The 22,937-nt window shown below is 66.9% G+C and carries 24 protein-coding genes; 11 read left to right on the top strand and 13 right to left on the bottom strand.

What is annotated here, in order from left to right; translation table 11 throughout:
• Positions 1-216 precede the first annotated feature (216 nt).
• From AC3FNH_RS24195 to AC3FNH_RS24185, 3 genes are all read left to right on the top strand, one after another.
• Complete coding sequence (locus AC3FNH_RS24195) at positions 217-1,314, top strand: methyl-accepting chemotaxis protein (protein ID WP_488721839.1); 1,098 nt, start codon at positions 217-219, stop codon at positions 1,312-1,314.
• A gap of 151 nt (positions 1,315-1,465) precedes the next feature.
• A complete protein-coding gene (locus AC3FNH_RS24190) occupies positions 1,466-1,783 on the top strand; it encodes a high-potential iron-sulfur protein (RefSeq protein ID WP_276102438.1) in 318 nt (105 codons plus the stop codon).
• Between the two features lie 70 nt (positions 1,784-1,853).
• Complete coding sequence (locus AC3FNH_RS24185; protein ID WP_488721838.1) at positions 1,854-2,471, top strand: DUF938 domain-containing protein; 618 nt, start codon at positions 1,854-1,856, stop codon at positions 2,469-2,471.
• 18 nt (positions 2,472-2,489) lie between these two features.
• On the opposite strand, the gene AC3FNH_RS24180 is transcribed toward AC3FNH_RS24185, so the two are convergent.
• The 10 genes from AC3FNH_RS24180 to fliF form a co-directional block, all read right to left on the bottom strand.
• Positions 2,490-3,254, bottom strand: coding sequence for a sulfite exporter TauE/SafE family protein (locus AC3FNH_RS24180; RefSeq protein WP_488721837.1), 765 nt, complete (start codon positions 3,252-3,254; stop codon positions 2,490-2,492).
• A gap of 94 nt (positions 3,255-3,348) precedes the next feature.
• Positions 3,349-3,837, bottom strand: a complete 489-nt coding sequence (locus tag AC3FNH_RS24175) for a GFA family protein (protein WP_488721836.1) — start codon at positions 3,835-3,837, stop codon at positions 3,349-3,351.
• 93 nt (positions 3,838-3,930) lie between these two features.
• Positions 3,931-4,596, bottom strand: coding sequence for a DNA oxidative demethylase AlkB (alkB, locus tag AC3FNH_RS24170; RefSeq protein WP_488721835.1), 666 nt, complete (start codon positions 4,594-4,596; stop codon positions 3,931-3,933).
• Between the two features lie 143 nt (positions 4,597-4,739).
• Entirely contained in the window at positions 4,740-5,009 is a 270-nt protein-coding gene (locus AC3FNH_RS24165; RefSeq protein ID WP_488721834.1) for a hypothetical protein, read from the bottom strand.
• Positions 5,010-5,036: 27 nt separating this feature from the next.
• The gene (locus tag AC3FNH_RS24160; protein ID WP_488721833.1) at positions 5,037-6,485 is read right to left on the bottom strand and encodes a flagellar hook-length control protein FliK; all 1,449 of its coding nucleotides are present in this window, start codon (positions 6,483-6,485) and stop codon (positions 5,037-5,039) included.
• A 22-nt stretch (positions 6,486-6,507) separates the two neighbouring features.
• Entirely contained in the window at positions 6,508-6,960 is a 453-nt protein-coding gene (gene fliJ / locus AC3FNH_RS24155; protein ID WP_488721832.1) for a flagellar export protein FliJ, read from the bottom strand.
• The gene (gene fliI, locus AC3FNH_RS24150) at positions 6,953-8,419 is read right to left on the bottom strand and encodes a flagellar protein export ATPase FliI (RefSeq protein WP_488721831.1); all 1,467 of its coding nucleotides are present in this window, start codon (positions 8,417-8,419) and stop codon (positions 6,953-6,955) included. The genes fliJ and fliI overlap by 8 nt, the downstream gene beginning before the upstream one ends.
• Positions 8,412-9,185, bottom strand: a complete 774-nt coding sequence (gene fliH, locus AC3FNH_RS24145; RefSeq protein ID WP_488721830.1) for a flagellar assembly protein FliH — start codon at positions 9,183-9,185, stop codon at positions 8,412-8,414. The genes fliI and fliH overlap by 8 nt, the downstream gene beginning before the upstream one ends.
• On the bottom strand, positions 9,172-10,185 hold the full coding sequence (gene fliG, locus AC3FNH_RS24140) for a flagellar motor switch protein FliG (protein WP_276102429.1): 1,014 nt from the start codon (positions 10,183-10,185) through the stop codon (positions 9,172-9,174). Before fliG ends, fliH begins: the two co-directional genes overlap by 14 nt.
• Positions 10,172-11,878, bottom strand: coding sequence for a flagellar basal-body MS-ring/collar protein FliF (gene fliF / locus AC3FNH_RS24135; protein ID WP_488721829.1), 1,707 nt, complete (start codon positions 11,876-11,878; stop codon positions 10,172-10,174). The genes fliG and fliF overlap by 14 nt, the downstream gene beginning before the upstream one ends.
• Positions 11,879-12,333: 455 nt before the next feature.
• Here fliF and fliE point away from each other — a divergent pair, with 455 nt between their 5' ends.
• Genes fliE through AC3FNH_RS24095 form a run of 8 tightly spaced genes read left to right on the top strand, consistent with a single transcriptional unit; the run spans position 12,334 to position 20,523 of the window.
• The gene (fliE, locus tag AC3FNH_RS24130) at positions 12,334-12,657 is read left to right on the top strand and encodes a flagellar hook-basal body complex protein FliE (RefSeq protein WP_488721828.1); all 324 of its coding nucleotides are present in this window, start codon (positions 12,334-12,336) and stop codon (positions 12,655-12,657) included.
• Between the two features lie 49 nt (positions 12,658-12,706).
• Entirely contained in the window at positions 12,707-14,941 is a 2,235-nt protein-coding gene (locus tag AC3FNH_RS24125) for an O-linked N-acetylglucosamine transferase, SPINDLY family protein (RefSeq protein WP_488721827.1), read from the top strand.
• Positions 14,938-15,708 carry a glucose-1-phosphate cytidylyltransferase gene (gene rfbF / locus AC3FNH_RS24120; protein ID WP_488721826.1) on the top strand — a complete coding sequence of 257 codons (771 nt, stop codon included), beginning with the start codon at positions 14,938-14,940 and terminating at the stop codon, positions 15,706-15,708. Before AC3FNH_RS24125 ends, rfbF begins: the two co-directional genes overlap by 4 nt.
• Positions 15,690-16,781: a CDP-glucose 4,6-dehydratase gene (rfbG, locus tag AC3FNH_RS24115; protein WP_488721825.1), complete on the top strand. Its 1,092-nt coding sequence runs from the start codon at positions 15,690-15,692 to the stop codon at positions 16,779-16,781. Before rfbF ends, rfbG begins: the two co-directional genes overlap by 19 nt.
• Positions 16,778-17,329, top strand: a complete 552-nt coding sequence (locus AC3FNH_RS24110; protein ID WP_488721824.1) for a dTDP-4-dehydrorhamnose 3,5-epimerase family protein — start codon at positions 16,778-16,780, stop codon at positions 17,327-17,329. Before rfbG ends, AC3FNH_RS24110 begins: the two co-directional genes overlap by 4 nt.
• Entirely contained in the window at positions 17,326-18,564 is a 1,239-nt protein-coding gene (locus AC3FNH_RS24105; protein WP_488721823.1) for a class I SAM-dependent methyltransferase, read from the top strand. The genes AC3FNH_RS24110 and AC3FNH_RS24105 overlap by 4 nt, the downstream gene beginning before the upstream one ends.
• Entirely contained in the window at positions 18,551-19,315 is a 765-nt protein-coding gene (locus AC3FNH_RS24100; RefSeq protein ID WP_488721822.1) for a WbqC family protein, read from the top strand. Before AC3FNH_RS24105 ends, AC3FNH_RS24100 begins: the two co-directional genes overlap by 14 nt.
• Positions 19,316-19,362: 47 nt before the next feature.
• Entirely contained in the window at positions 19,363-20,523 is a 1,161-nt protein-coding gene (locus tag AC3FNH_RS24095; protein WP_488721821.1) for a DegT/DnrJ/EryC1/StrS family aminotransferase, read from the top strand.
• Between the two features lie 20 nt (positions 20,524-20,543).
• Here AC3FNH_RS24095 and AC3FNH_RS24090 read toward each other — a convergent pair whose 3' ends face one another.
• Genes AC3FNH_RS24090 through fliK form a run of 3 tightly spaced genes read right to left on the bottom strand, consistent with a single transcriptional unit; the run spans position 20,544 to position 22,865 of the window.
• A complete protein-coding gene (locus AC3FNH_RS24090) occupies positions 20,544-21,197 on the bottom strand; it encodes a class I SAM-dependent methyltransferase (protein ID WP_488721820.1) in 654 nt (217 codons plus the stop codon).
• A gap of 40 nt (positions 21,198-21,237) precedes the next feature.
• On the bottom strand, positions 21,238-21,534 hold the full coding sequence (locus AC3FNH_RS24085) for an EscU/YscU/HrcU family type III secretion system export apparatus switch protein (protein ID WP_488721819.1): 297 nt from the start codon (positions 21,532-21,534) through the stop codon (positions 21,238-21,240).
• Complete coding sequence (gene fliK / locus AC3FNH_RS24080; protein WP_488721818.1) at positions 21,531-22,865, bottom strand: flagellar hook-length control protein FliK; 1,335 nt, start codon at positions 22,863-22,865, stop codon at positions 21,531-21,533. Before fliK ends, AC3FNH_RS24085 begins: the two co-directional genes overlap by 4 nt.
• Between the last annotated feature and the right edge of the window lie 72 nt (positions 22,866-22,937).

The raw sequence follows: 22,937 nt of genomic DNA, 5'->3' as shown, positions 1-22,937 counted from the left end.
TTTTGTCGCTCGGACAAAAAGTGACTCGCCGGCTACGCCGGCGAAACAGCGGCGCCTGCCAAGCACGACGAGCCAGGAGTCTGGATCTTTCCAGCAATGACCAGATCGTCATTCGGGATTTCCCCAACTCCTCCATACCTAAACCTCCGCCCATGACTGCCGATATTCCAACGGCAAACCATCAAAAACAGACATTCCAACACGGGGCAAAAAGCAATGTCGCAGGCAAATCTGAGCATCCGAGCCCGCCTGGGCGCAACCTTCGGGCTGGTCGTGCTGTTGGCGGGAGCCGCCATCGGCACGGGCCTGGCGCAGCTGGAGGGCAGCGACGCGACGCGCTACACCATGCTCGGACTGGGCTTGGCGGCACTGGCGGCGGCGCTTGCCGGCGCCTGCTGGCTGGCCGCCGGCATCGAGCGGCCGCTGGCCGACGCAGTCTACATTGCCGAGACCGTGGCCGCCGGCGACCTCAGCCAGGACTTCGATACCGACCAGGGCGGCGCATTCGGCCGGCTGCTCGGCGGCATGGGCAAGATGGAGGACATCCTGACCGACCTGGTGAGCCGGATCAAAAGTTCCACCGACTCGATCGCCGACTCTTCGCGCCAGATCGCGGACGGCAATACCGACCTCTCCCAGCGCACCGAGGAACAGGCGGCCACCCTGCAGGAGACGGCGTCCAGCATGGGCAGCCTGACCGATATGGTGCGCCGCAACGCCGAGCGTGCGCACGCCGCCAACGACATCGCCGCCAATGCATCGGCGATCGCCGAGCGCGGCGGCGTGGTGGTCAATGACGTGGTGCAGACCATGCAGGCGATCAGCGCCAGCTCGAACAAGGTGGTCGAGATCATCCAGGTCATCGAAGGCATTGCCTTCCAGACCAATATCCTGGCGCTCAACGCCGCGGTGGAAGCGGCGCGCGCGGGCGAGCAGGGCCGCGGCTTCGCCGTGGTGGCCGGTGAAGTGCGCACGCTGGCCCAGCGCAGCGCCACCGCCGCCAAGGAGATCCGCGTGCTGATCGGCGATTCCGCCAGGCAGGTCGAAGGCGGGGCCGTGCTGGTCGACAAGGCCGGGCAGACCATGGGGGAACTCCAGCAGGCCGTGCGCAGCGTTACAGGCATCCTCGGCGAGATCTCGGTGGCTTCGCGCGACCAGAGCAGCAGCATCGAGCAGGTCAGCCAGGCCGTGGCGCAGATGGACGCCGTCACACAGCAGAACGCGGCGCTGGTGGAGCAAGCCGCCGCGGCCTCGGCATCGCTGGCTGACCAGGCCCACCAGCTGCAGGGCGTGGTGGGCGAGTTCAAGCTGTAAGCAGGCAGGCAGGCAGGCAGGCAGGCAGGCAGGCAGGCAGGCAGGCAGGCAGGCAGCGCCGGGCATTGCACCGGCCCTGCAATCCGCAGTAACCTCTGCGCCATGCGGCAGGCACAGGCCGCCACTTGCCCCCACCTCAGAGGAGACTGCCATGCCGTGCAGACGCCAGTTTCTCGGATACCTGCCGCTCGCCTTGTCGGGCAGCGTGGCCGTCACCGGTCTGCTTGGCAGCCTCCCCGCCAGCGCCGCCATGCTTGGCGAACAGGAGCCGCAGGCGCAGAAGCTCGGCTATAAGGCCGACACCGCCAAGGTGGACCCGAAGAAGTATCCCGGCCACAAGGCCAGCCAGACCTGCGCCAACTGCCAGCTCTACCAGGGCGACACGGGCAGCGCCGCCGGCGGCTGTGTCCTGTTCGGCGACAAGGAGGTGGCGGCCGCCGGCTGGTGCAGCGCCTGGGAGCAGGGCTGATCTTTGCGCCGTCCCGTTTGATCTCCGCTTAGCGCGCCTCTCGCCGCGATGATCCCCCGCAGGAATATCCATGCCGAGCCAGACTCACGACCCAGATTCCCGCCGCATGGCGCCGGCCACCGAGCGCAACCGCGAGCCGATCCTCGCCGTATTGCGTAACGTCCTGCCGGCCAAGGGCACGGTGCTGGAGATTGCCAGCGGCACCGGCCAGCACGCGGTCCACTTTGCCGCGGCGCTGCCCGGCCTGACCTGGCAGCCGACGGATCCAGACGCAGCGGCGCGCGCTTCGATCGCCGCCTGGATCGCGCACGCCGGCCTGGCCAATGTGCGCGCCCCGCTGGCGCTCGATGTCTGCACGCAGCCCTGGGGCATCGAGGCAGCCGATGCCGTGGTCTGCATCAATATGATCCACATCGCTCCGTGGGCGGCCGCGCAAGCGCTCTTTGCCGGCGCCGGCAAGTTGCTCGAAGCGGGCGGCGTACTGGTCCTCTACGGACCCTACCGGCGTGGCGGCGCGCACACCGCACCGAGCAATGCGGCATTCGACGCGCAGTTGCGGGCCGCGGACCCCGACTGGGGCGTGCGCGATATGGAGGATGTGATCGCGCTGGGCGAGGCGCAAGGCATGCGCTGCGACGCGCCGGTGGCCATGCCCGCCAACAATTTCATGCTTGTGTTCCGGAAGTAGGCGGGCCGGCCCGTCCTTTCAAGCGCGTACCAGCATCACCACGGCCGTCGCGATCAGGCACAGGGCGAACAGCGCGCGCAAGCGGCGCTCGGGCATCCGGTGCGCCAGTGCCACGCCCCACGAGATCGTCAGCATGCCGCCTAGCGAGAGCGGCAAGCCGCAGGCCCAGTCCACGTGTCCCGCATGCGCATAGGTGGCGAGCGCCACCACGGCCCCGGGCGTTACCAGGGCCAGCGCCAGTCCCTGCGCAGCCGCCTGCCGCATGCCGAACAGGCCGACGAGCGCCGGCGCCGCGACCACGCCGCCGCCGACGCTGAAAAAGCCCGAGAACGCACCGCCCACCACGCCCACCAGAGGAATCCACCGTGGCGAGACGCGTGCGTGCTGCGCCGTGGCCGCCCGTCCCGGCAGCAGGCGCCAGAGGAAGTACAGCGCCAGGCCGATCATGAAGCAGGCGAAGACGCGACGCAGCAGTTGCGCATCGATGGAGGTCGCCACCCGTGCCGACAGGTAGGTGGCCAGTACGGCACTGAGCCCGAGCACCAGCGCCGTGCGCAGCGCTATGTCCGCGCGCCGCCGGTATTGCCAGAAGCCGATCAGCACGTTCGGCGCGATCATGACCAGCGCCGTACCCTGGGCGAGTTGCTGGCCCATGCCGAACAGCAGCCCGAGTGCGGGGATTGCGATCAGTCCGCCGCCAATCCCGAACAGCCCCCCTACGGCGCCAAGCAAACCGCCCAGACCGAAGATCAACAGCGAAGACAGCAGGAAATGGTCGGGCATTGCGGGCACGGCGGTGAAACGGGCAGGGGCGATGGATCGGAAGCGGGTGACATCATACGCGAGCGCCTTTGCCGCCTATCCTGCGCGCAATGCATCATTCCGATAACAGGCCGTGCCGGCGATGCCAGTCCTGCAGGGACTCGGCTGGCCAGGTGCCGCACTGCACATGGCCCTTGCCGCGCGGCACGTCCACCCACGCGGGCGCGAAATCGAGGCCAGCCTCGACCACGTCGGGCGGCTTGGGCAGCGGGGTATCGATGGCTGACGCGTGCGGATGGACCAGGTGGGGCCAGCGCGGGTCGAACAGCCACAGCGCGCTGCCGCACTTGAGGCAGAAATGCCGCTGCGCCGGCGAACGCGTGGCGCGCTTGCCAGGCTCGCGCATCACCGCATGGTAGATGCCCAGGTGCTTCCTGCCGCGTACGCGCAGCGTCGCGGCATCGCCGCCGAGATTGATGGCATAGCCGCCGCTGCCGGCGGTCTTGCGGCAGATCGAACAGTGGCAATGCATGAACGGGTAGGGCGAATCGGACTCGAGCGAAAAGTGCACGGCGCCGCAGTGGCACGAGCCTTCGAGATGCATGGTATGGCCTCCAGTTCAGGGACGCGGGGATGTCATTGAATGTAGGAGACCTGCTGCCCGGCGCAAAAGGGCCAAGTGCGGCAGCCGCGGCGGCTACATGGCCTTGCGGAAGGTCAGGTTGATCCGCTCGTGCCCGAGCAGCGGGTGGTCGCCGTCGGCCAGCGGCGCCACGCCATGGAAGGCCAGGCGTGCGGGGCCGCCCCACACCACCACGTCGCCATGCGCGAGCCGCGTGCGGGCGGGGCGGTCGGCGCGCCGCAGCCCGCCGAACAGGAATACCGCCGGCAGGCCGAGCGAGACTGACACGATGGGCGCGCGCAGGTCGCGCTCGTCGCGGTCCTGGTGCAATGACAGGCGTGTGCCGGGCACATAGCGGTTGATCAGGCAGGCGTCCGGCGCAAAATCCGCAAAGCCTGCTTCGGCGGCCGCGCGCGCGGCCAGGCCGAGAAATGCCGCCGGCATGGCGGGCCAGGGCTCGCCGCTGAGCGGATCGTGCCGGTCGTAGCGATAGCCGGTCCGGTCGGAGACCCAGCCGGCCTGCCCGCAGTTGGTCATGGCCACGGACATGCGCAGTCCGCCCGGCGTCACCATGTGGCGCCAGGGGGCTTGCGCGGCGACGTTGCCGACGTCCTTGAGCAACTGCGGTGCCAGCGCGCGCGCAAAGCCGCGCAGCACCACGGCACCGACGGCCAGCGGCTCGCTCGCGCCGGCCGTGCCGTCATCGGGGTCGTCCAGGTCGTCGAAGAGGTCGAACGTCATCGCACAGGGGTATCGCAAGGCGTCACGCAGACATTATCGTCCCGGCGCGGGCGCGGTGCCGTTGGCAGTGTGGCGTCGTGTCGCGCACATTCGCAGCAATGGCCATCTGCATACCGTTGATCGCTCATGATCAGGGTTTATACTTACATTCCTATTTCCTGAATGCTCGCCTGCATGGCGTCGCGCTGTGCTGCGCGGTCCAGTCCTGTTGCTGCAACATGAAACGATTTCTCGCCTTCAGCCTCGTCGCCTGGCTCGCTGCAGCCTTGCTGATCCTTGGGCGCGACTCGGCTTCGATGATCGCGCTGAGCGGTGTGGTCGCGCTGGCGGGCCTGGACATTTTCCAGCCCTGATCCCGGAGCCGGCAGCACGCCGCAAAACAAGAAGGCCGCCCCTGTGGCGGCCTTTGTCATGATTGTGGCGCCTGAAGCGCCTGCCGGTCAGGCAAAGGTATCGACTTCTCCCTGTGCCAGCATGCGCGCCGGACGGGCCGGTGCGGAAGTGGGCGCGGGCCGGGAATCCGCTTTGGCCAGGTCCGTGCCGAAGCCCGGGTGACCGCGGCCGTTGCCGGCCTGTTGCTGCTGGCCATTGCCGGCCTGGCCGGCAAAGCTGTCGGCGCCCACCGAGGCCTGGCCGAGCTGGATGCCGCTTTCCGACAGCGCGGTGCGCAGGTGCGGCAGCGCGGCTTCCACTGCGGCGCGCACGGCCTGGTGCGGGGAAACGAACTGCGCCTGGGCCTGGTCGTTGACGACGTTGAGCACCACCTTGAGCGGACCCAGGTCGGGCGGATTGAGTTGCAGTTCGGCGCTCTGGCTGCCTTGCGTGGTCAGGCGGATCATCTGCTGGCCCAGTGCCTGCGGCCATTGCGCATCGTTCAGCGGTGGCGCCACCAGCGGACGTCCGGCAGCGGCGGCGGCGGCCGGAGCGGCCGAAGGTGTCTGGTTAGCCAGCGCGGCGGCAATGGCCGGCGCGGCACCATCGTTCTGCGTGACCGTCGCGGCATCGCCGGTCCCGGCGGTGACTTGCACGGGCGTGAACGGGGTGGCAGCGGGTTTGCCGCCCTGCGCAGTGCCGTCTGCCTGCGGCAGTGCGGCATGCCGGGACTGGCCCGTGCCGGCCTGGGACTGGCCATCGGCGAACTGGCCGGCATGGCCCTGGCGCGCGTCCGGCATGGCGTTCAGCGCAGTGCCGGACGTGGTCGCGGTCTGGGAGCTGTCGGCCGGAGCCGGCTGCGCCGAGGCGCCCGGCAGCGCTGCGCGCTGCGACAGGATGTTGGCCAGCGTGTCGGCCGCGGTCGGCGCGGCGGCGCTGGCCGCTGTGGCGTCCTTGACCGTTGCCTGGATGACCTGCTTGCCGGCGGTGTCGGGTGTCACCTCAGCGAGCGCAGCGCTGGCAGCGTCGGCCGAAGCGATGGCCGGGGCTTGCGGCAAGGCGAGGCCGCTGGCGCCGGCGGCACCGACTGCAGCACTGTCCGCCACGCCTGCCGCGCCTGCCGCGCTATTGGCGGAAGCGGCCGGAAGCGGGGTGGCCGGCAGCAGCGCGGCCAGTGCCGCCGCAGCGGCGCCGGCGTCCGCCGCCTGGGCGCTGCCATCGTCCTTGTGATCCTTGCCGTCCTGGTCCTTGCGGCGTCCGGGCTGCACCGGCTTGCCGGCTGCCGCCCGGGCTGCGTCCTGTGCGTCGGTCGTGCTGCCGGACTTGCCTTCTTGCGCCGGTGAATCACTGGCTGGCTGGGCATTGCTGCCGGAATCCTGGCGCGGCTCCGGGCGCGCGCTGTCCTTCGCGCGCGACAACGCGGCGCCGAAGGCATTGTCCCCCGCGTCTGCCGCCATGCGGCTGGCGGGCTTGGCCTGGGCGGTCGCGTTGCTGACGAGCTGGCTGATATCGATCATGGGAAGGCCTTGCCCTTTGGGCTCAGTTGAGTCGGCTGGCGCTGTCGCGGGCCAGTCGCGCGGCATATTCGTCGTTGGCGCGCTGCTCGCGGCGCGCGACGACTTTTTCCTCGCGGGCCTCGGCGCGCTCGATCAGGGTATCGAAGGAGTTCAGGCGGCGCTTCTGCTTCTGCCAGTGATTGCGCCCGGCCAGCAGGTCGGCCTCGGCCTTGTCCAGCGTGGCGGTCTGCTGGCGGATGGCGTGGTCCAGCGAATCCAGGAACCGAGAAAAGTCGTGCCAGCGGCTGGTGGTCATGCCTTGCGCCGCCACCGCCTGCATGCGTTCGCGGTATTCCTGCCGGTACTGCGTGAGCTGGTTGAGCTGGTTCTCGGCCTGGGTCCGCAGTCCCTGCAGCCGGCCGAGTTCGCGCGCGGCGGCATCGGTGTCGTTCTGGGCCAGTTCGGACAACGTCAGCAGTGGATTCGGTTTAGCCATGTTCGCTCCTGTCGAAGAGGCTATGCAGCTGTCCGAGCGCATCGTCGTAGCCGGCGCGCTCGTGGATGTCCTGCTGCAGGAAGGCTTCCATCCGGGGGTGGAGCCGGATCGCCAGGTCCAGTTCCGGATCGTTGCCGGGCACGTAGGCGCCCACGCTGATCAGGTCGCGGTTGCGCTGGTAGCGCGACATCAGCTGCTTGAAGCGGCGCACCGAAGCGAACTGCCCGGACGGGATCAGCGCGGTCATCGCGCGGCTGATCGAGGCTTCCACATCGATGGCCGGATAGTGGCCGGCCTCGGCCAGGCTGCGCGAGAGCACGATATGGCCGTCCAGGATCGCGCGGGCCGAGTCGGCAATCGGGTCCTGCTGGTCGTCGCCCTCGGTCAGCACGGTATAGAAGGCCGTGATGGAGCCGCCGCCTTCGGGGCCGTTGCCGGCGCGCTCCACCAGCGTGGGCAGCTTGGCAAAGACCGAAGGCGGATAACCCTTGGTGGCCGGCGGCTCGCCGATCGCGAGTGCGATCTCGCGCTGCGCCATGGCATAGCGCGTGAGCGAATCCATGATCAGCAGCACATGCTTGCCCTGGTCGCGGAAATACTCGGCCAGCCGCGTCGAGTACGCGGCGCCCTGCATGCGCAGCAGTGGCGAGCAGTCGGCCGGGGCCGCCACCACGACGGCGCGCGCGCGCCCTTCCGGACCGAGAATGTGTTCGATGAATTCCTTCACCTCGCGGCCGCGTTCGCCGATCAGTCCGACCACGATCACGTCCGCGCTGGTGTAGCGCGCCATCATGCCGAGCAGCACGCTCTTGCCCACGCCGGAGCCCGCGAACAGGCCCATGCGCTGGCCGCGCCCGACGGTCAGCATGCCGTTGATGGCGCGCACGCCGGTGTCGAGTACCGTGTCGATCGGCGCGCGCATCAGCGGGTTGATCTGTTCGGCCGACAGCGGGACTTCCTGTGCGGCCCGGATCGGGCCCAGGCCATCGAGCGGACGGCCGGCAGCATCGACCACGCGGCCGAGCATGCCTTCGCCCACGGGCAGGCGCTTGGAGCCCGGTTCGCGCGGCGCGCCGGTGCCTTGCGGCTGCGGCGACGGTTCGAGCGGATAGACGCGCGCGCCGGGCAGCAGGCCGACTACGTCGGACTGCGGCATCAGGTACAGGCGGTCCGCGCCGAAGCCGACCACTTCGGCCTCGGCCGTGCGCGGGCCGCCGCGGTCGGCGCTGAACTGCCCGGCGGGCAGTTCGATCAGGCAGTCGCTGCCCACCGGCAGGCGCAGGCCCACGGCTTCCAGCACCAGGCCGGCCGCGCGCGTGAGCCGGCCGCAACTGCGCTTGCTGTCCAGGCCGGCGATATCGGCCTGGGCCAGGTTCAACGCATGGCGCCAGTGCTCCGCGTGCGATGGCGGCGGAAGGTCCTGGTCATCCGTGCGCGATGCCGTGGCGGCGTCAGTCATGCCGGGGCTCCCACGGATCGTCGCGGCCCATGGCCTTGACCACGCGCGTCCAGCGGGTTTCCAGCCTGGCGTCGAGCTCGCCGCTGGCGGCACTGGCAATGCAGCCGCCGCGGGCGACGGCCGGATCCGCGCGCAGGGTCCATCCGGCCGCATCGAGTTCGCCCTGCATATGGGCTTCGACCAGGCCAACGTCTTCCGGGTGGAGCAGCAGGCAGGGTGAACCGGACAGCGCCGGTTCGCTCGTCAGGAGTTCGCGCACGGCGGGCAGCAGGACTTCGGGATCGTCTTCCACGCGCGCGCGCACGAGCTGGCGCGCCACGTCAAGCGCCAGCGAGACCAGCGCGTCGGACACTTCCCGGTCAACGCCGGTCAGTGCCTTGCGGAAATTTTCGGCCAGGCCGTGCAGGCGCATGGCCTCGTTGCGCGCGCCTTCCAGGCCCCGCGCATAGCCTTCACGGTGGCCGTCGCCATACCCCTGGGTCTGTCCCTGGGTATAGCCCTGTGCGTAGCCTTCCTTGCGGGCGCCTTCGCGCATCGCTTCGAGCGCCGCGAAGTCGATCGGGGGCGGCGCCGGCTCGGCGGGCGCTTGCTGCACGATCTCGCGCATCGCGTCGCGCGGGTCCAGCGACCCCATGTTCCAGCGTTGCCATCCGGCGCCGCGCGTGCGGCGCGGCGGCTCGAAGGCGGCAAAGCCGTCGGCATCGGCGCCGGCGGGGCTCTCGCGCAGCGCGAGACGTGCGGCCAGGCCGCGCTCAGACATAGGCATCGTCTCCTCCGCCAATCTGGACTTCGCCGGCATCGGCCAGGCGTCTTACCACCTGCAGGATGGCCTTCTGCTCGGCCTCGACCTGCGACACGCGCACCGGGCCCAGCGCATCCAGGTCTTCGCGCAGCATTTCGCCGGCGCGCGTGGACATGTTGCGGATGAACTTGTCGCGCAGCTCCTGCGGCGCGCCCTTGAGCGCGACGATGAGCGATTCGGTGGCGATTTCCTTGAGCACGCGCTGGATGCCGCGGTCGTCGACTTCCAAGAGGTTCTCGAACAGGAACATCTCGTCGATGATCTTCTGCGCCAGGTCGCCGTCGTGCAGGCGCACGCCGTCGATCACGGCCTCTTCGTGCGCGGTGCTCATCAGGTTGATGATCTCGGCCGCCGTGCGTACGCCGCCCATGCGGCTGCGCTTCAGGCTCTGGCCCGACAGCAGCTTGGACAGCACGTCGGTCAGCTCCTGCAGCGCGCCCGGCTGCACGCCGCCGAACGTGGCGATACGCAGGATCACGTCGTTGCGCAGGCGATCGGTGAACAGCGACAGCACCTCGGACGCCTTCTGGCGGTCCAGGTGGATCAGGATGGTGGCAATGATCTGCGGATGTTCCTCGCGGATCAGTTCGGCCACCGAGGTCGCGTCCATCCAGTTCAGCGAGTCGATGCCGCTGCCCGGGTCGCGCGATTCCAGGATGTCCTCGATCACCGACTGGGCGCGCTCTTCGCCCAGCGCCTTGTTCAGCACGCTGCGGATGAACGAGCTCGAATCGACGTTCAGCGCCAGGTACTGCTCGGTCTCGCCGCGGAACTCGCTCAGCACCACGGCCATTTCTTCGCGCGTCACCGACCGGAGTTCGGCCATGGCCGAGCCCAGCTCCTGCACTTCGCGCTGGGACAGGTGCTTGAACACTTCGGCGGCGGCGTCCTCGCCGATCGCCATCATCAGGACGGCGCTCTTCTGCAGGCCGGTGGCGGAGGAGGCGGCTTTAGCGGAGGTCATTGCCAATCCAGTTCTTGATTACGCTGGCGACCAGGCGCGGGTCGCGTTGTGCGGCGTCGCGCACCAGGGCGAGATCGCTTTCATACTTCGCGGCCAGCCGCAGGACTTCCGGATTGGCCGGCTCTTCGGGCGGCAGCAGTTCGGCCGTGGTCTCTTCAGCCAGTGCAGGCACCGGCACTGGCGGCGTGGTGTAGCGGCGCAGGATCGGGCGCGCCACCTTGAACCAGGCGAACAGTGCCAGCAGCGCCAGCAGCAGGTAGCCCGCGCCGGTCTTGGCCAGGTCGATCATTTCGGGTTGCTTCCACAACGGCAGTTCAGGCGTCACTTCGCGATCGACGGTGAACGGACTGTTCACCACGTTGATCGAGTCGCCGCGCTCGGTCGAGAAGCCCATGGCTTCTTTGGTGAGGTTCTGGATCTGGGCCAGCAGTGCCGGCGGCAGCGGCTGGGCGACCATCTTGCCCTTGGCGTCCGGCTGTGGCCGGTAGTTGACCACCACCGCCACCGACAGGCGGCGCACGCCGCCCGGCGCCTGCTGCACGTGGCGCACGGTCCGGTCGAGTTCGTAGTTGACGGTGGAATCGCGTCGGTTGCTGCTCGGGCCGCTCGAAGCGGAAGTCGTCGCTCCCTGGGCCTGGCCCGCTTGCGCTCCCTGCGGCTGGGCCGGTGCGCCGGCCTGGCCCGGCGCCTGGCCGGCCCGCGGCGTCTGCGCCGTGGTAATCGGGGCCGCGGCGGGTGCCGGCGGCTGGTTGGACAGCGCGCCCGGCACGCCGCCCGGGGGCGTGGCGCCCTGCTGGTTCGATTCGCTGGTCTGCTGGCTGCGGATGGCCGCGTGGGTCGGATCCTGGTTCGGCTTGTAGCTCTCGTCGGTGTGCTCGACAATCGAGAAGTCCACGTCGGCCGTCACCTGGGCGCGCACATTGTCCTTGCCGACGATCGGCGTCAGGATCGATTCAATGCGCTTGAGGTAGTTCTGCTCCAGCGCCTGCACGTACTTAAGCTGGGTGGCGTCGAGCATGCGCTCGTTGCCGCTGTTCGACAGCAGGTTGCCGTGCTGGTCGACGATGGAGATTGCCTTGGGCGTCAGCTCCGGCACGCTCGACGACACCAGGTGGCTGATCGCCGCGACCTGGCCTTCATCGATGGCGCGGCCCGGGTAGAGCTGCAGCACGATCGACGCGGTCGGCTTCTGGCGTTCGCGCACGAACAGCGTCGGCTTGGGAATGGCCAGGTGCACGCGTGCCGACTGCACGGCGGCGATCGACTCGATCGAGCGCGCCAGCTCGCCTTCGAGCCCGCGCTGGTAGTTGACCTGTTCGGCGAACTGGCTGATGCCGAACTTCTGGTTGTCCATCAGTTCCAGGCCCGTGGTGCCGCTCTTGGGCAGGCCCTGCGAGGCCAGGCGCAGGCGCATCTCATGCACCTTGTCGGCCGGCACCATCACCGCGCCGCCGCCTTCGGCGAACTTGTACGGCACGTTCATCTGCTGCAGCGACTGCAGCACCGCGCCGCCGTCGCGCTCGGACAGGTTGCTGTACAGCACCTTGTAGTCCGGCGCGCGCGACCACAGCACCCCGACGGCGATGGCCGCGGCCAGTGCGGCGCCGCCGAGCATCATGGGGAGCCTGGGGTTGGCCTTGAGGCGCTCGATCATGTCGCCCGAGCGGCCGGACAAGGACATTGCCGCGGTCATGCGCGCGCTCCGGCCACGGACGGGCCGTTGCCCCGATCGCTCTGGCGATGGTGACCGCCATGGACGTCGGCACGCCTCGCTTCGGCACGGCTCACTTCAGGCTGCTGAGAAAACACGCGTACTCCCGGGGATGGTTGTTCTGGAACATCGTGCCTGACGGGAAACGCAAGGCGAGGCCCGCGCCTTTCCGGCACGGTAGCGATGATCGGCCAACGCGGGCGCCCACAATCTGGTGAATAGGCCGGGTTTTCCTCCCGATTTCGGCTGATGGAGGGGGGCGGGCGGCAGGTACGCTTGCCCCGCTGAAATTGGGTGGTCAGGGCGCGCGAGCCGGCTGCGATGTGAATTCTGCAGCACGTCTCGACGACTTTTACGCGCGTGGCTACCGTCGGATTCGTCTAACCACAGGCGCTGGCACCGGTGCATCAACCCGGGCCGGCGGGGAAAACCGCTTCATGACCACGCTCTCTCCCATCGAAGGCATGCTGCAGCAACTGCGCGGCCTGGCCCAGACCGCTACCGGCAACAGCTCGCAGGCCGCCGCGCCGGTTGCTGCCGGCGGCTTTGCCGGCGAACTGCAGCGCAGCCTGAGCCGTATCAATGCGTCGCAGGAACGCGCCTACGGGCTGTCCGAAGCGTTCGAACTGGGCAAGCCGGGTGTGGCGCTCAATGATGTGATGATCGAACTGCAGAAGGCCAATGTATCGTTCCAGACGGGGGTGCAGGTGAGGAACAGGCTGGTGGCGGCGTATCAGGAGATGATGAATATGCCGGTGTAGCCGCCCGGTATTGCACGATCCCCTGTCCGCCCCCGCCCCAATCCTCATCATGCAAAACAACAACTATTACGCGTCGCGGGTGTCTCGCTATATCAGCCAGGCTGCCGCCAGCCTCCAGGCACAGCGTTATCACGATTGCATCCGACTGGCAGAACAGGCCGAGCGGTTTGATAAGTCAAATCCGGACAGCTACTGCCTGCGCGCCCTGAGTCACCTTTCCCTCGGTGCCGCCGAGGAGTCGCTGCGCATTGCCGACGATGCGCAGCGCAGGTTCCCGGGCAACGTGGCCGTCGAGGTCCTGGCTGGAAAGATCTTGATGGATCTGGGACGCTATGACGAAAGCAAGCAGGTTCTCGAGTCAGCCCTTGTCAAGAACGCGGGGATCTGGACGGTCTGGCAGAACTACTCGGCGGTACTGCATGCCATGCAGCAGTACAACGCGGCCAAGGACGCTGCGATCAGGGCGTTGGAATTGCAACCGGAAAATGCAGACCTGCTGTCGAACTATGCCAACACGCTGAAGGAGACGGGCGCCGTACCGGAGGCAATGGTTGCGCTGCGCAAGGCCAGAGAGATGGCGCCGCAGTCGGAGACGATCCGATTCAACCTGCTGTTCACCATGTTGTTCGACGAGGCGACAACGCCGCTTGACCTGCGTCGCGAGGCCGAAGGCTGCGCCTTATTGCTGGCGCAGCGTTGCGCTGCCATCCGGCCATTCGACAAGCCGACTGACGATGGAAGGATTCGGCTGGGCCTGATCTCCAACGATCTCTACTCGCACGCGTGTGCGTACTTTGTCCTACCCTTCCTGGCCAACCTCGACCATTGCCGGATTGAGGTGTTCGTGTATTCGCTGAACGGCCGCCAGGACAACATTACACGCAAGATTGAGAACTACTCGGAGCACTTCATCAGTCTGGCCGGTGAACCGCGGGAAAAGATTGCAGACGTCATCCGCGCCGCGAAGCTTGATGTTTTGATCGATCTCGGCGGCTATACACGCAACACACCGTTGCGCCATATGGCACAGCGTCTGGCCGTTCGGCAGATGACCTGGATCGGATATGCGGGTACGACGGGCATGCCGCAGATCGATTTCCGTCTGACCGACAGTGAAATGGATCCCCCCGGCAATGAGGCCTACCACACCGAGAGCCTTGTGCGCGCGCCGGTCGTATCGGCTGTCTATTACCCATTGGTCGGGCGGCCAATCCATGCATATGGCTCGCTTTACAAGGTGCGCACCACGCCCGCGCTGGAAAATGGCTATATCACCTTTGGCTGCTGCATCAACCTGGCGAAGATCAGCCCAAGAACGCTAAGAATGTGGAGCGAGGTGCTGGCGCGCTGTCCGGGCAGCAAGCTGCTGGTGGAGTGCATGGGGCTCGATAACGAAGCGGTACGTGCGCCCCTGCTGAACCGAATGGAGCAGGCGGGTATCGCGTCCGACCGCGTAATCTGCGTGAACCGACAGACCCTGCAACAGTACTTGACGTATAACAGGATCGACGTGGTGCTCGACACGTCGCCGCTGACAGGCGGTGCCAACGCCTGCGATGCGCTGTGGATGGGCGTTCCGCTCGTCACGCTCGCGGGCACGGCCAGCCACGAACGTGTAGCGGCGTCCTTCCTGCGTGCGGTAGGCCTGGAAGGCCTTATCTGCCGAACCGAAGCGCAATACGTGGAAACTGCCGTCGAGCTCGCAGCAGACGCCGCTCAGTTGAACGCGCTGCGCCAGTCCATTCGCCCGATGTTCGAGGCCAGCCCGTTGTTCGATGCCGCCGGATTCTGTCGCTGGTTCGAAGGCGAGCTGGCGGGCTGGGTCGACACCTATCGCCAGCCCGGATTGTTACCGCGCGCGGCCGGCGAGGGCGTCTATTTCGGCGGCCGCTGGCATGCCATGGAAGAGATCGTTCTCGCCGTGGTCCGCGAGCTTCGGGCCAGCAGTCCGGATGGCCTGATCAATATCCTGGAGAACATCTCCGCCAAATGGAGCAGGCACTGGCTGGTGGCCTACGCGTTGTCCGAGATCGCCTATCGTGATGGGGACCTGCAAGCTGCACTCGACCTCCTGATCGACAGTGCCACACTGCGCAAGTATTCACTGCCGCTGTACCGATTGCTGCTGGCGCGCCTGGATGAACTGGGCCAAGACACGGCACCGCTTGCCGCGTTCCTGCAGGAGGCCTTTGGCGTGGAGCTGGCCTACCTGGCGGCACAGCCGGTGCCATCGGCATACGAGATTGCCGGCATTCCAGTGGGGCAAGAGGAAATGGCGGCATGAAGGCGGTGATCCTGGCAGGCGGCCTCGGCACCCGCATCTCCGAGGAATCGCACCTGCGCCCAAAGCCAATGATCGAGATCGGAGGCAAGCCAGTCCTGTGGCACATCATGAAGACGTATTCCCACTACGGGATCAATGACTTCGTGATCTGCCTCGGCTACAAGGGCTACGTCGTCAAGGAGTACTTCGCCAACTACTTCCTGCACATGTCGGATGTGACCTTCGACCTGAAACACAACCGCATGGAAGTCCACCAGCGCCACGCGGAGCCATGGCGGGTCACGCTGGTCGATACGGGCGAGCACACCATGACCGGCGGCCGCATGAAGCGCGTGCGCGAGTATCTGGAGGACGAGCCATTCTGCTTCACGTATGGCGACGGCGTATCGGATATCAATATCCGCGCGTTGCTCGACTTCCACCTCGCGCACGGCAAGCAGGCCACCGTCACCGCGATCCAGCCGCCGGGACGCTACGGGTCGCTGAAGATCGAAGGCACTTCGGTCGATCGCTTCCAGGAGAAGCCGGCCGGGGATGGCAACTGGATCAATGCCGGCTTCTTCGTGCTGGAGCCTTCTGTGATCGACCTGGTGAGCGATGACACGACCATCTGGGAGGACGAGCCGATGAGCCGGCTCGCCGCGGAGGGCAGCCTTCAGGCATTCATGCACAAGGGCTTCTGGCAGGCGATGGACACCCTTCGCGACAAGAATCATCTGGAGCAACTCTGGGCTGGCGGCAATCCGCCGTGGAAAGTCTGGGCGTGAGGCAGTTCGGCAATATCTATGATGGCCGGCGCGTCCTTGTGACCGGCCATACCGGATTCAAGGGCAGCTGGCTGATGCAATGGTTGGGGCGGCTCGGAGCCGCGCCGACGGGCTTTGCCTTGCCTGCGGCGACGACCCCCAGCCACTGGCAATTGCTTGACCTGTCGGCCACTGACTTGCGTGGCGACGTGCGCGACCTGCAAGGGCTCGATGCCGCGCTGGCATGCGGCCAGCCCGAGATCGTCTTCCATCTTGCGGCGCAGCCGCTGGTGCGTCGCTCCTACCGCGATCCGCTGGAGAGCTGGTCGACCAATGTCATGGGGACCGCCAACGTGCTGGAAGCCTGCCGGCGGCATCGCTGCGTGCGGGCAGTGGTGGTGGTCACTACCGACAAGGTCTACGCGAACCAGGAGTGGGCCTGGGGATATCGCGAGAATGACCGCCTGGGCGGCCACGATCCCTACAGTGCGTCCAAGGCTGCGGCGGAGCTGGTCGTGACCAGCTATCGCCAGGGCTTCTTCACGCAGGACGGTGCACCGCTGTTGGCGACTGCCCGTGCAGGTAACGTGATTGGGGGAGGCGACTGGTCGGAAGATCGCCTGATCCCCGACCTCGTGCGCGCCACCAGCCGCGGCGAGACACTGGAGATCCGCTCGCCCCATGCCACGCGGCCGTGGCAGCACGTGCTCGATTGCCTGGCCGGCTACCTGTTGCTGGGCCAGCGGCTGCTGGAGGGCGATCGGGGCTGCGCAACCGCCTGGAACTTCGGGCCAGCCGCGCAGGACAACCGCAGTGTCGAATCCGTGCTCAGCCTCATGCAGGCGCACTGGCCCGCACTGGCATGGCGTGTGTCCGATGCGCAGCAACCACACGAAGCCAGCCTGCTGTACCTCGACAGCTCCCTGGCCAGGTCAAGGCTTGGCTGGCAGCCCGCCTGGAACCTCGAGCAGGCGCTTGCCGCGACGGCAGCGTGGTATCGCGAACAGGCCAACGGTGGCGTGCCGACGCGCCGGCAGCTGGACGAATACATCGCGGCGGCCGCGGCCGCAGGCGCAAATTGGGTGGGCGCATGAAGCTGACCCCCATTGCCATCCCGGGCGCGGCACTGATCGAGAGCGAGCCCTTTGCGGATCATCGCGGCGCGTTCGCGCGGCTATTCTGCACGGACGCGCTGGCCGAGGTGCTCGGCCAGCGCCGCGTGATGCAGGCTAACCATTCGCGCACGCATCAAGCCGGGGCGCTGCGCGGGCTGCATTTCCAGCACGCGCCACATGCCGAGATGAAGCTGGTACGTTGCCTGCGCGGCCGCGTATGGGACGTCATGGTGGACCTGCGTGCGGGTTCGCCGACCTTCCTGCAGTGGCACGCCGAAGAGCTGACCGCCGCGAATGCCCGCATGGTCGTGATCCCGGAAGGCTGCGCGCATGGATTCCAGGTGCTTGAGGCCGACAGCGAGCTGTTGTATCTGCATACCGCGCCGTATACGCCGCGGGCCGAAGGCGGGGTACGCCACGATGATCCCGTGCTCGGTATCCGCTGGCCACTGCCGGTGACCGATATCTCGTCACGCGACCGCTCCCATCCGCTTCTCAGTGCCGGCTTTGCCGGTTTCCATTCATGAAATGCCGCCACTGCAACGCAGCGCTTGACCACGTGTTCCTCGACCTCGGGTCCGCGCCGCCTTCCAATGCCTATCTGAGTGCCGCCGACCTGCGGGCGCCGGAAACCTGCTTCCCGCTCAGGCTGCATGTATGCTCGCATTGCTGGCTGGTGCAGACCGAAGACTACGCGCGCGCCGATGAGTTGTTCAACCGCGATTATGCGTATTTCTCGTCGACGTCGCAGACCTGGCTCGCGCATGCGGCCGCCTACGCGAGCCAGATCACGCACCGCCTCGACCTGGGGCCGAGAAGCTTCGTCATCGAGGTGGCCTCCAACGACGGCTACCTGCTAAGGAACTTCGTTGCCGCCGGCATTCCTTGCCTGGGCATCGAGCCGACGGCCAGTACCGCGCACGCGGCGCAAGCCATCGGCGTGCCGACCCTGCGCGAGTTCTTCGGCCAGGCGCTGGGTGAACGGCTGGCGTCGGAAGGCAGGCAGGCCGATCTTATCGCCGGCAACAATGTCTTCGCGCATGTGCCGGACATCAATGACTTCACGCGCGGGCTCAAGGCCGCCCTGAAGCCGGGCGGTACGATCACGCTGGAATTCCCGCACCTGATGCAGCTGATCGCGCAGACCCAGTTCGACACCGTCTACCACGAGCATTTCTCGTACCTGTCGCTCCATACCGTGCAACAGATCTTTGCGCGCGCCGGGCTGCGGGTGCTGGATGTCGAGACGCTGCCGACCCACGGCGGCAGCTTGCGCGTCTATGGGGGCCACGCCGATGACACGCGCATGCCACGCGCTGCCGTGGAGGCCTTGCTTCGGGCCGAGGAGGAATTCGGCTTGCGTCAGGTGTCGACCTACCTGGGTTTCCAGGCACGCGCGGATGCCGTCAAGGATGCGCTGGTCACATTCCTGATCGCGCAGAAGCGCGCGGGGCGCAGTGTGGCGGCTTACGGCGCGGCAGCCAAGGGCAATACGCTGCTCAACTACGCCGGCGTGCGGCCGGATCTGCTGCCATTCGTCTGCGATGCGGCGCCGTCCAAGCAGGGACGCTACCTGCCAGGCAGCCGCATTCCGGTAGTCGCACCGGCACAATTGCGTGCCTCCCGGCCGGATGTGGTGCTGATCCTGCCATGGAATATCGCTGACGAGGTGCGCGAGCAGTACGGCTACGTGCGGGAGTGGGGCGGGCGCTTCGCGGTGGCCGTGCCGGAGATCAGGATGCTGGATCATGCGGAGAGCTGACGTGCCGGGATCGGACCTGACCCTGGTCATCTCGCAACCCATGCTCTTTCCATGGGTCGGTATGCTGGAGCAGATCCGGTTGAGCGACACCTACGTCTTCTACGATGATGTCCAGTTCTCGACCGGTCCGGCAAACCGCGTCAACCGGGTGCAAGTAAAAACACGGGACGGCATGCGCTGGATGACGGTGCCGCTGCGAGGCAGGCACCTGGGCAGCCTGATCGGCGGCCTGGAACTGGACGACCGAACCGACTGGCGAGGCAAAAGCCGCGACTTGCTGCGCCATGCCTGTGCCGGTGCTCCATACGTGCAGGACATGCTGGCACTGGTTGACGAAGTGTTCTCTGCGCCGGTACGGTACCTGTCGGAACTGTCGCGCGCCTCCACCATGGCTCTGGCGCGTTACTTCGGGCTCGATGCCGGCAGGACCTTCCTGGATTCGTCGGCACTAGATGTGGCCGGGCACAGCAGCCAGCGCGTCTTTGCGCTATGCCAGAGGCTGGGCGCCACCCGCTACGTGACCGGGCATGGCGCGAAGCAGTATCTGGAGCACGAATTGTTCGAGCGCGCCGGCATCGCGGTTGAATACATGGACTACCAGCTTAGTCCCTATTCCCAGCGCCACGGCGACTTTACGCCCTATGTCACCGGCCTCGACCTGGTGGCGAACTGCGGACGCGACGGGCTGCGTCATATCTGCTCCGGCACCACATCATGGCGCAGCGCATGCGCGGGCGGTGCGGGCGCCTGATCCAACCGACCGGCCGTCCTGGCCGGGCATACTCGGATAGAACCATCATGAAGCGCATTCCGGTTTCTGGTCCTTCGATCACTGAGAAGGAAATCGCCTATGTCACGGACGCCGTGACCAATGCCTGGTACGCCAACGCCAACGTCTATAACGATCGCTTCGAGCGTGCCTTCGCGGAGTACCACGGCGTGCGCCACGCGGTGTCGCTGCCGTCCTGCACATCGGCGCTGCACCTGTCACTGCTTGCGCTGGGTATCGGTCCGGGCGATGAGGTGATCGTTCCTGACTGCACGTGGATCGCCAGTGCGGCGCCGGTCAGCTATGTCGGTGCCACGCCGGTGTTTGCCGATATCGATCCTCGCAACTGGTGCTTGTCGCCGCAGTCCTTTGCCGCCTGCATCACGCCTCGCACGAAGGCAGTAATCGCCGTGGACCTGTACGGCAACATGCCAGACTATGCGGCGCTGGCCGAGATCGCGAGCCGGCATGGGATCGCCATCATCGAGGACGCGGCGGAAGCCGCGGGATCGCGCTATTGCGGTCGCGCGGCCGGTACCCTTGGCGTAACGGGAACCTTCAGTTTTCATGGCTCCAAGACGCTGACCACCGGCGAAGGCGGCATGCTGATTACCGATGATGAAGCGATCTATCGCCGTGTCATGGTCCTGCGCGATCACGGCCGCCGCCCGGGTGACACCATGTTTCAGAATGCCGAAGTGGGCTACAAATACAAGATGAGCAGCCTCCAGGCCGCGCTCGGACTGGCGCAGATCGAGCGTATCGACGCGCTCGTGGAGCGAAAGCGCGAGATCTTTGGCTGGTATCGCGAAGAGCTTGGTGATTGCGAAGGGATCGTGCTGAACCAGGAAGCGCAGGCGGTGCACAATAGCTATTGGATGGTGACGGCGATCCTGCCCCCATGGCTGGGGGGGAAGGCTGCGGTTATCCAGGCGCTGAACGAGCAGGGGATCGATTCCCGCCCCTTTTTCAGTCCGCTGAGCAGTCTCGATGCCTATCGCGCATCTCCGCAGGCGGGCGCGGCGCGCGCGCGCAATACCGTCGCCTGCGCTATCGCGGCCCACGGCGTGAATCTGCCATCGGGGCTGAACCTGGAGCGTGCCGACGTCGCACGCGTCGGCGCTGCCGTACGGGCAATGCTGAGCGAACGCATACCAGCGGCCGCGATCGCGAATTCCAGCCTGGTGTGATGCCGGCAGGGCCGTGTGGCTTACCGGAAGCGATGGAGGGATAGCTTCCGTTGCGGGTTCCGGAACACGGTCGAAAAGCCCAGGTCACCGAGCGTTGCCCGGTGCACGTCATTGGCATAGGCGATCATCGACATCCCTTTCCTGAGGTGCTCCAGGTTTCGCGCGACGAATTTGCGCAGGATCACGTCGTCGAACGGGTTAAACATGAAGATCAGATTGCTCGTATCGGGCAGTTCGAACTCAGTGGCGTCGATACTGGTGAACGAGATATTGGATGCACTACCCGACCGGAACTTCGCCAGGTTGCAATTGGCGATGCTATTCAGTTTGTCGGAGAGCTCGACGCCGACAATTCTCTTGAATGGCTTGCGTATATGCGCGTAGAAGCAGGCCTTGCCTTTTCCCGAGCCGAGATCGATGAAGTTGTCGAACGTTGCGCCCGTACGTTCGGCTTCGGCAAACAGCTCGCGCAGATTCCTGCACCAGACCGCGTGGTAGGCCGAAGCATGAGCAACGGGCAGGCGATCGCTGTCCATCAGTTCATTGGCCGCAATGATGCCGCCGAGATCCAGTCCGTGCCGCTTCTCGAAGAGATAGTCTTCGAAGTCGAAGAGCTTCCAGGTCAGGGCATCAAGCAGCGGCTTCTTGCGTGTCGCGGCGGTGATGGTAGTCATGGTGAATGCGTTGTATGAGCCCACGCGGTTGGCGGGCGGATCATGCGGGGCCGAAATGCGGATCGTCGGCCTTTTCCTGCTCCAGCTGGTAGAGCCACGCCAGCAACTCTGCCACCGCGACGTAGAGTTGCGGTGGAATGTGTGAGTCCATATCCACCTGCATCAGCAGGTTGACCAGTGCGGGGGAGTCGTGTACGTAGACGCCCGCTTCCTTCGCACGCGCGATGATTGAATCCGCGACGACGCCATAGCCCTTGGCAACGACACGCGGGGCGCTGTCCTGCTTGTCGTAGGCCAGTGCCACGGCGGAGCCACGCCGCAGGTCGCGTCCGCTCATCGCGCACCTCCTGACCTTTTGGAGGTTCCGGTTCCGGCCGTGAACTGCACCAGTTCGATGCCGTTAGCCGCAAGGCGTTCACGCAGCCTGCTCCGGGCGTCGTCGAAGCGGCTGGCAACCTCGGAGGCGTCGGCAACCAGCCGCGCCCCCAGCCCGCCGCCAGGCGAGAGGGAAAGCCTTGCTTCGACCGTTCCCAGCTCGGGTAGCTCCAGAAGCAAACGGGTCGACCAGGTCTGAACCGCTTTCGCCGCGCCGGCGGCCTCGTCATCGGCGCCGATGTGGTCGCGGGCGATTTCCCATGCCATGTGGGTGCCTGGCCATGCCTCGCCCGTCCAGCGGTATTGCTGGGAGGCGAGCAGTTCGAGTTGCTGGCGGACCAGCGCTTCGGCGCCGGGATGCACGGCGGGTCCGGGCGGCGCCGCGCTTGCAGGCAGGTTGCCCAGGCCGTCGTCCACATGTTGCGGCGCGCGGGCAGCGGGCAGCGGGTCGCCCGCGCGGGCCATGGCCTCGTAGCGTTGTGCGCCCTGCTGGGGCGTTGCGGCAGGGCCCGCACCGGTGTGCGGAGCGGGCGCCAGGCCGCGCGATAGCGGCTGGGCCTGGTCATCCGCGGGTGCTGACTCGACACGGTACGCGTGCGCCCGGTCTCGTGCCGGATCGTCAGATGGATCGCGGGGCGCAGTCCGCATGGCCAGCGCCGGCGCGAGCATGTCGGCTGGGCCGTCGGCCGTATCGCCCGTGGCAAGTCCGGTGGTCGGATGTGCCGCAGTATCTGGTCTGGCTGCCGGCGCGGGAAGCAGTGCGACTGGCCGTCCCTGCCCTTCGTCCGGTTCGGCGTTCTGCGCAGGCATACCCAGCGATGCCTGAGGCTCCTTCCTGACTTCCGTCACCGTCCGCGCGCCATTGACCCATGCGGCCAGATGCGATTCATAGAACAGGCCGCTATGCTCCACCAGCCCTGCGAGGGCAGCCGGCAGGGCGGCGGCGGTTGCTGGGGTCGGTGGCGCGGACATCAGCGTTGCCGCGGCTCGCGATGGGCTATCCGCCGCCTTGCCGAGCAGGTCGAGAATCGTGCGCGCGGCAAAGCTCAGGGTTTCGCGTGTCGACGTGGTGGAAGCGGGGCCGCTGCCATTGAGCATGCCCCCGGCATCCTGCACCCGCTGGCCCTGGATTGCCGCGTTGCCGGCTTCGCCGGTGTTGCGCGGGTTGGTCTGGGTGACGTCGGGCGCCGGCAGCAGTGCGGCAAGCTTGTTGACCGACAGGGTCGGCCGCAGTGTCTGCGTATCGGGACGCGGTGTCAGTGAGGCGTCGGGAGGCAGGAGCAGGCCGGTCATGGTGAGAGCCAATAGGACGGGGAGCCACGGTAGCGTGGCCGGCTGTCAGCGGCCTGGAGACAGGCGGATGCC

Source organism: Cupriavidus sp. 22TCCZM01-5 (assembly GCF_057798915.1).
This window is presented reverse-complemented; position numbering and strand designations above follow the sequence as displayed.

What these genes read in the sequence shown, in the direction of transcription:
- fliG (WP_276102429.1), bottom strand. Translation starts at nt 10,185, where the DNA reads ATGACCTCCGCTAAAGCCGCCTCCTCCGCCACCGGCCTGCAGAAGAGC.
- AC3FNH_RS24085 (WP_488721819.1), bottom strand. Translation starts at nt 21,534, where the DNA reads ATGAGCGGACGCGACCTGCGGCGTGGCTCCGCCGTGGCACTGGCCTAC.
- AC3FNH_RS24165 (WP_488721834.1), bottom strand. Translation starts at nt 5,009, where the DNA reads ATGACAAAGGCCGCCACAGGGGCGGCCTTCTTGTTTTGCGGCGTGCTG.
- AC3FNH_RS24185 (WP_488721838.1), top strand. Translation starts at nt 1,854, where the DNA reads ATGCCGAGCCAGACTCACGACCCAGATTCCCGCCGCATGGCGCCGGCC.
- AC3FNH_RS24195 (WP_488721839.1), top strand. Translation starts at nt 217, where the DNA reads ATGTCGCAGGCAAATCTGAGCATCCGAGCCCGCCTGGGCGCAACCTTC.
- AC3FNH_RS24100 (WP_488721822.1), top strand. Translation starts at nt 18,551, where the DNA reads ATGCGGAGAGCTGACGTGCCGGGATCGGACCTGACCCTGGTCATCTCG.
- AC3FNH_RS24190 (WP_276102438.1), top strand. Translation starts at nt 1,466, where the DNA reads ATGCCGTGCAGACGCCAGTTTCTCGGATACCTGCCGCTCGCCTTGTCG.
- fliE (WP_488721828.1), top strand. Translation starts at nt 12,334, where the DNA reads ATGACCACGCTCTCTCCCATCGAAGGCATGCTGCAGCAACTGCGCGGC.
- fliF (WP_488721829.1), bottom strand. Translation starts at nt 11,878, where the DNA reads ATGACCGCGGCAATGTCCTTGTCCGGCCGCTCGGGCGACATGATCGAG.
- alkB (WP_488721835.1), bottom strand. Translation starts at nt 4,596, where the DNA reads ATGACGTTCGACCTCTTCGACGACCTGGACGACCCCGATGACGGCACG.
- AC3FNH_RS24110 (WP_488721824.1), top strand. Translation starts at nt 16,778, where the DNA reads ATGAAGCTGACCCCCATTGCCATCCCGGGCGCGGCACTGATCGAGAGC.
- AC3FNH_RS24180 (WP_488721837.1), bottom strand. Translation starts at nt 3,254, where the DNA reads ATGCCCGACCATTTCCTGCTGTCTTCGCTGTTGATCTTCGGTCTGGGC.
- fliH (WP_488721830.1), bottom strand. Translation starts at nt 9,185, where the DNA reads ATGCCTATGTCTGAGCGCGGCCTGGCCGCACGTCTCGCGCTGCGCGAG.
- AC3FNH_RS24125 (WP_488721827.1), top strand. Translation starts at nt 12,707, where the DNA reads ATGCAAAACAACAACTATTACGCGTCGCGGGTGTCTCGCTATATCAGC.
- AC3FNH_RS24090 (WP_488721820.1), bottom strand. Translation starts at nt 21,197, where the DNA reads ATGACTACCATCACCGCCGCGACACGCAAGAAGCCGCTGCTTGATGCC.
- AC3FNH_RS24160 (WP_488721833.1), bottom strand. Translation starts at nt 6,485, where the DNA reads ATGATCGATATCAGCCAGCTCGTCAGCAACGCGACCGCCCAGGCCAAG.
- fliJ (WP_488721832.1), bottom strand. Translation starts at nt 6,960, where the DNA reads ATGGCTAAACCGAATCCACTGCTGACGTTGTCCGAACTGGCCCAGAAC.
- rfbF (WP_488721826.1), top strand. Translation starts at nt 14,938, where the DNA reads ATGAAGGCGGTGATCCTGGCAGGCGGCCTCGGCACCCGCATCTCCGAG.
- fliI (WP_488721831.1), bottom strand. Translation starts at nt 8,419, where the DNA reads ATGACTGACGCCGCCACGGCATCGCGCACGGATGACCAGGACCTTCCG.
- fliK (WP_488721818.1), bottom strand. Translation starts at nt 22,865, where the DNA reads ATGACCGGCCTGCTCCTGCCTCCCGACGCCTCACTGACACCGCGTCCC.
- AC3FNH_RS24175 (WP_488721836.1), bottom strand. Translation starts at nt 3,837, where the DNA reads ATGCATCTCGAAGGCTCGTGCCACTGCGGCGCCGTGCACTTTTCGCTC.
- AC3FNH_RS24095 (WP_488721821.1), top strand. Translation starts at nt 19,363, where the DNA reads ATGAAGCGCATTCCGGTTTCTGGTCCTTCGATCACTGAGAAGGAAATC.
- AC3FNH_RS24105 (WP_488721823.1), top strand. Translation starts at nt 17,326, where the DNA reads ATGAAATGCCGCCACTGCAACGCAGCGCTTGACCACGTGTTCCTCGAC.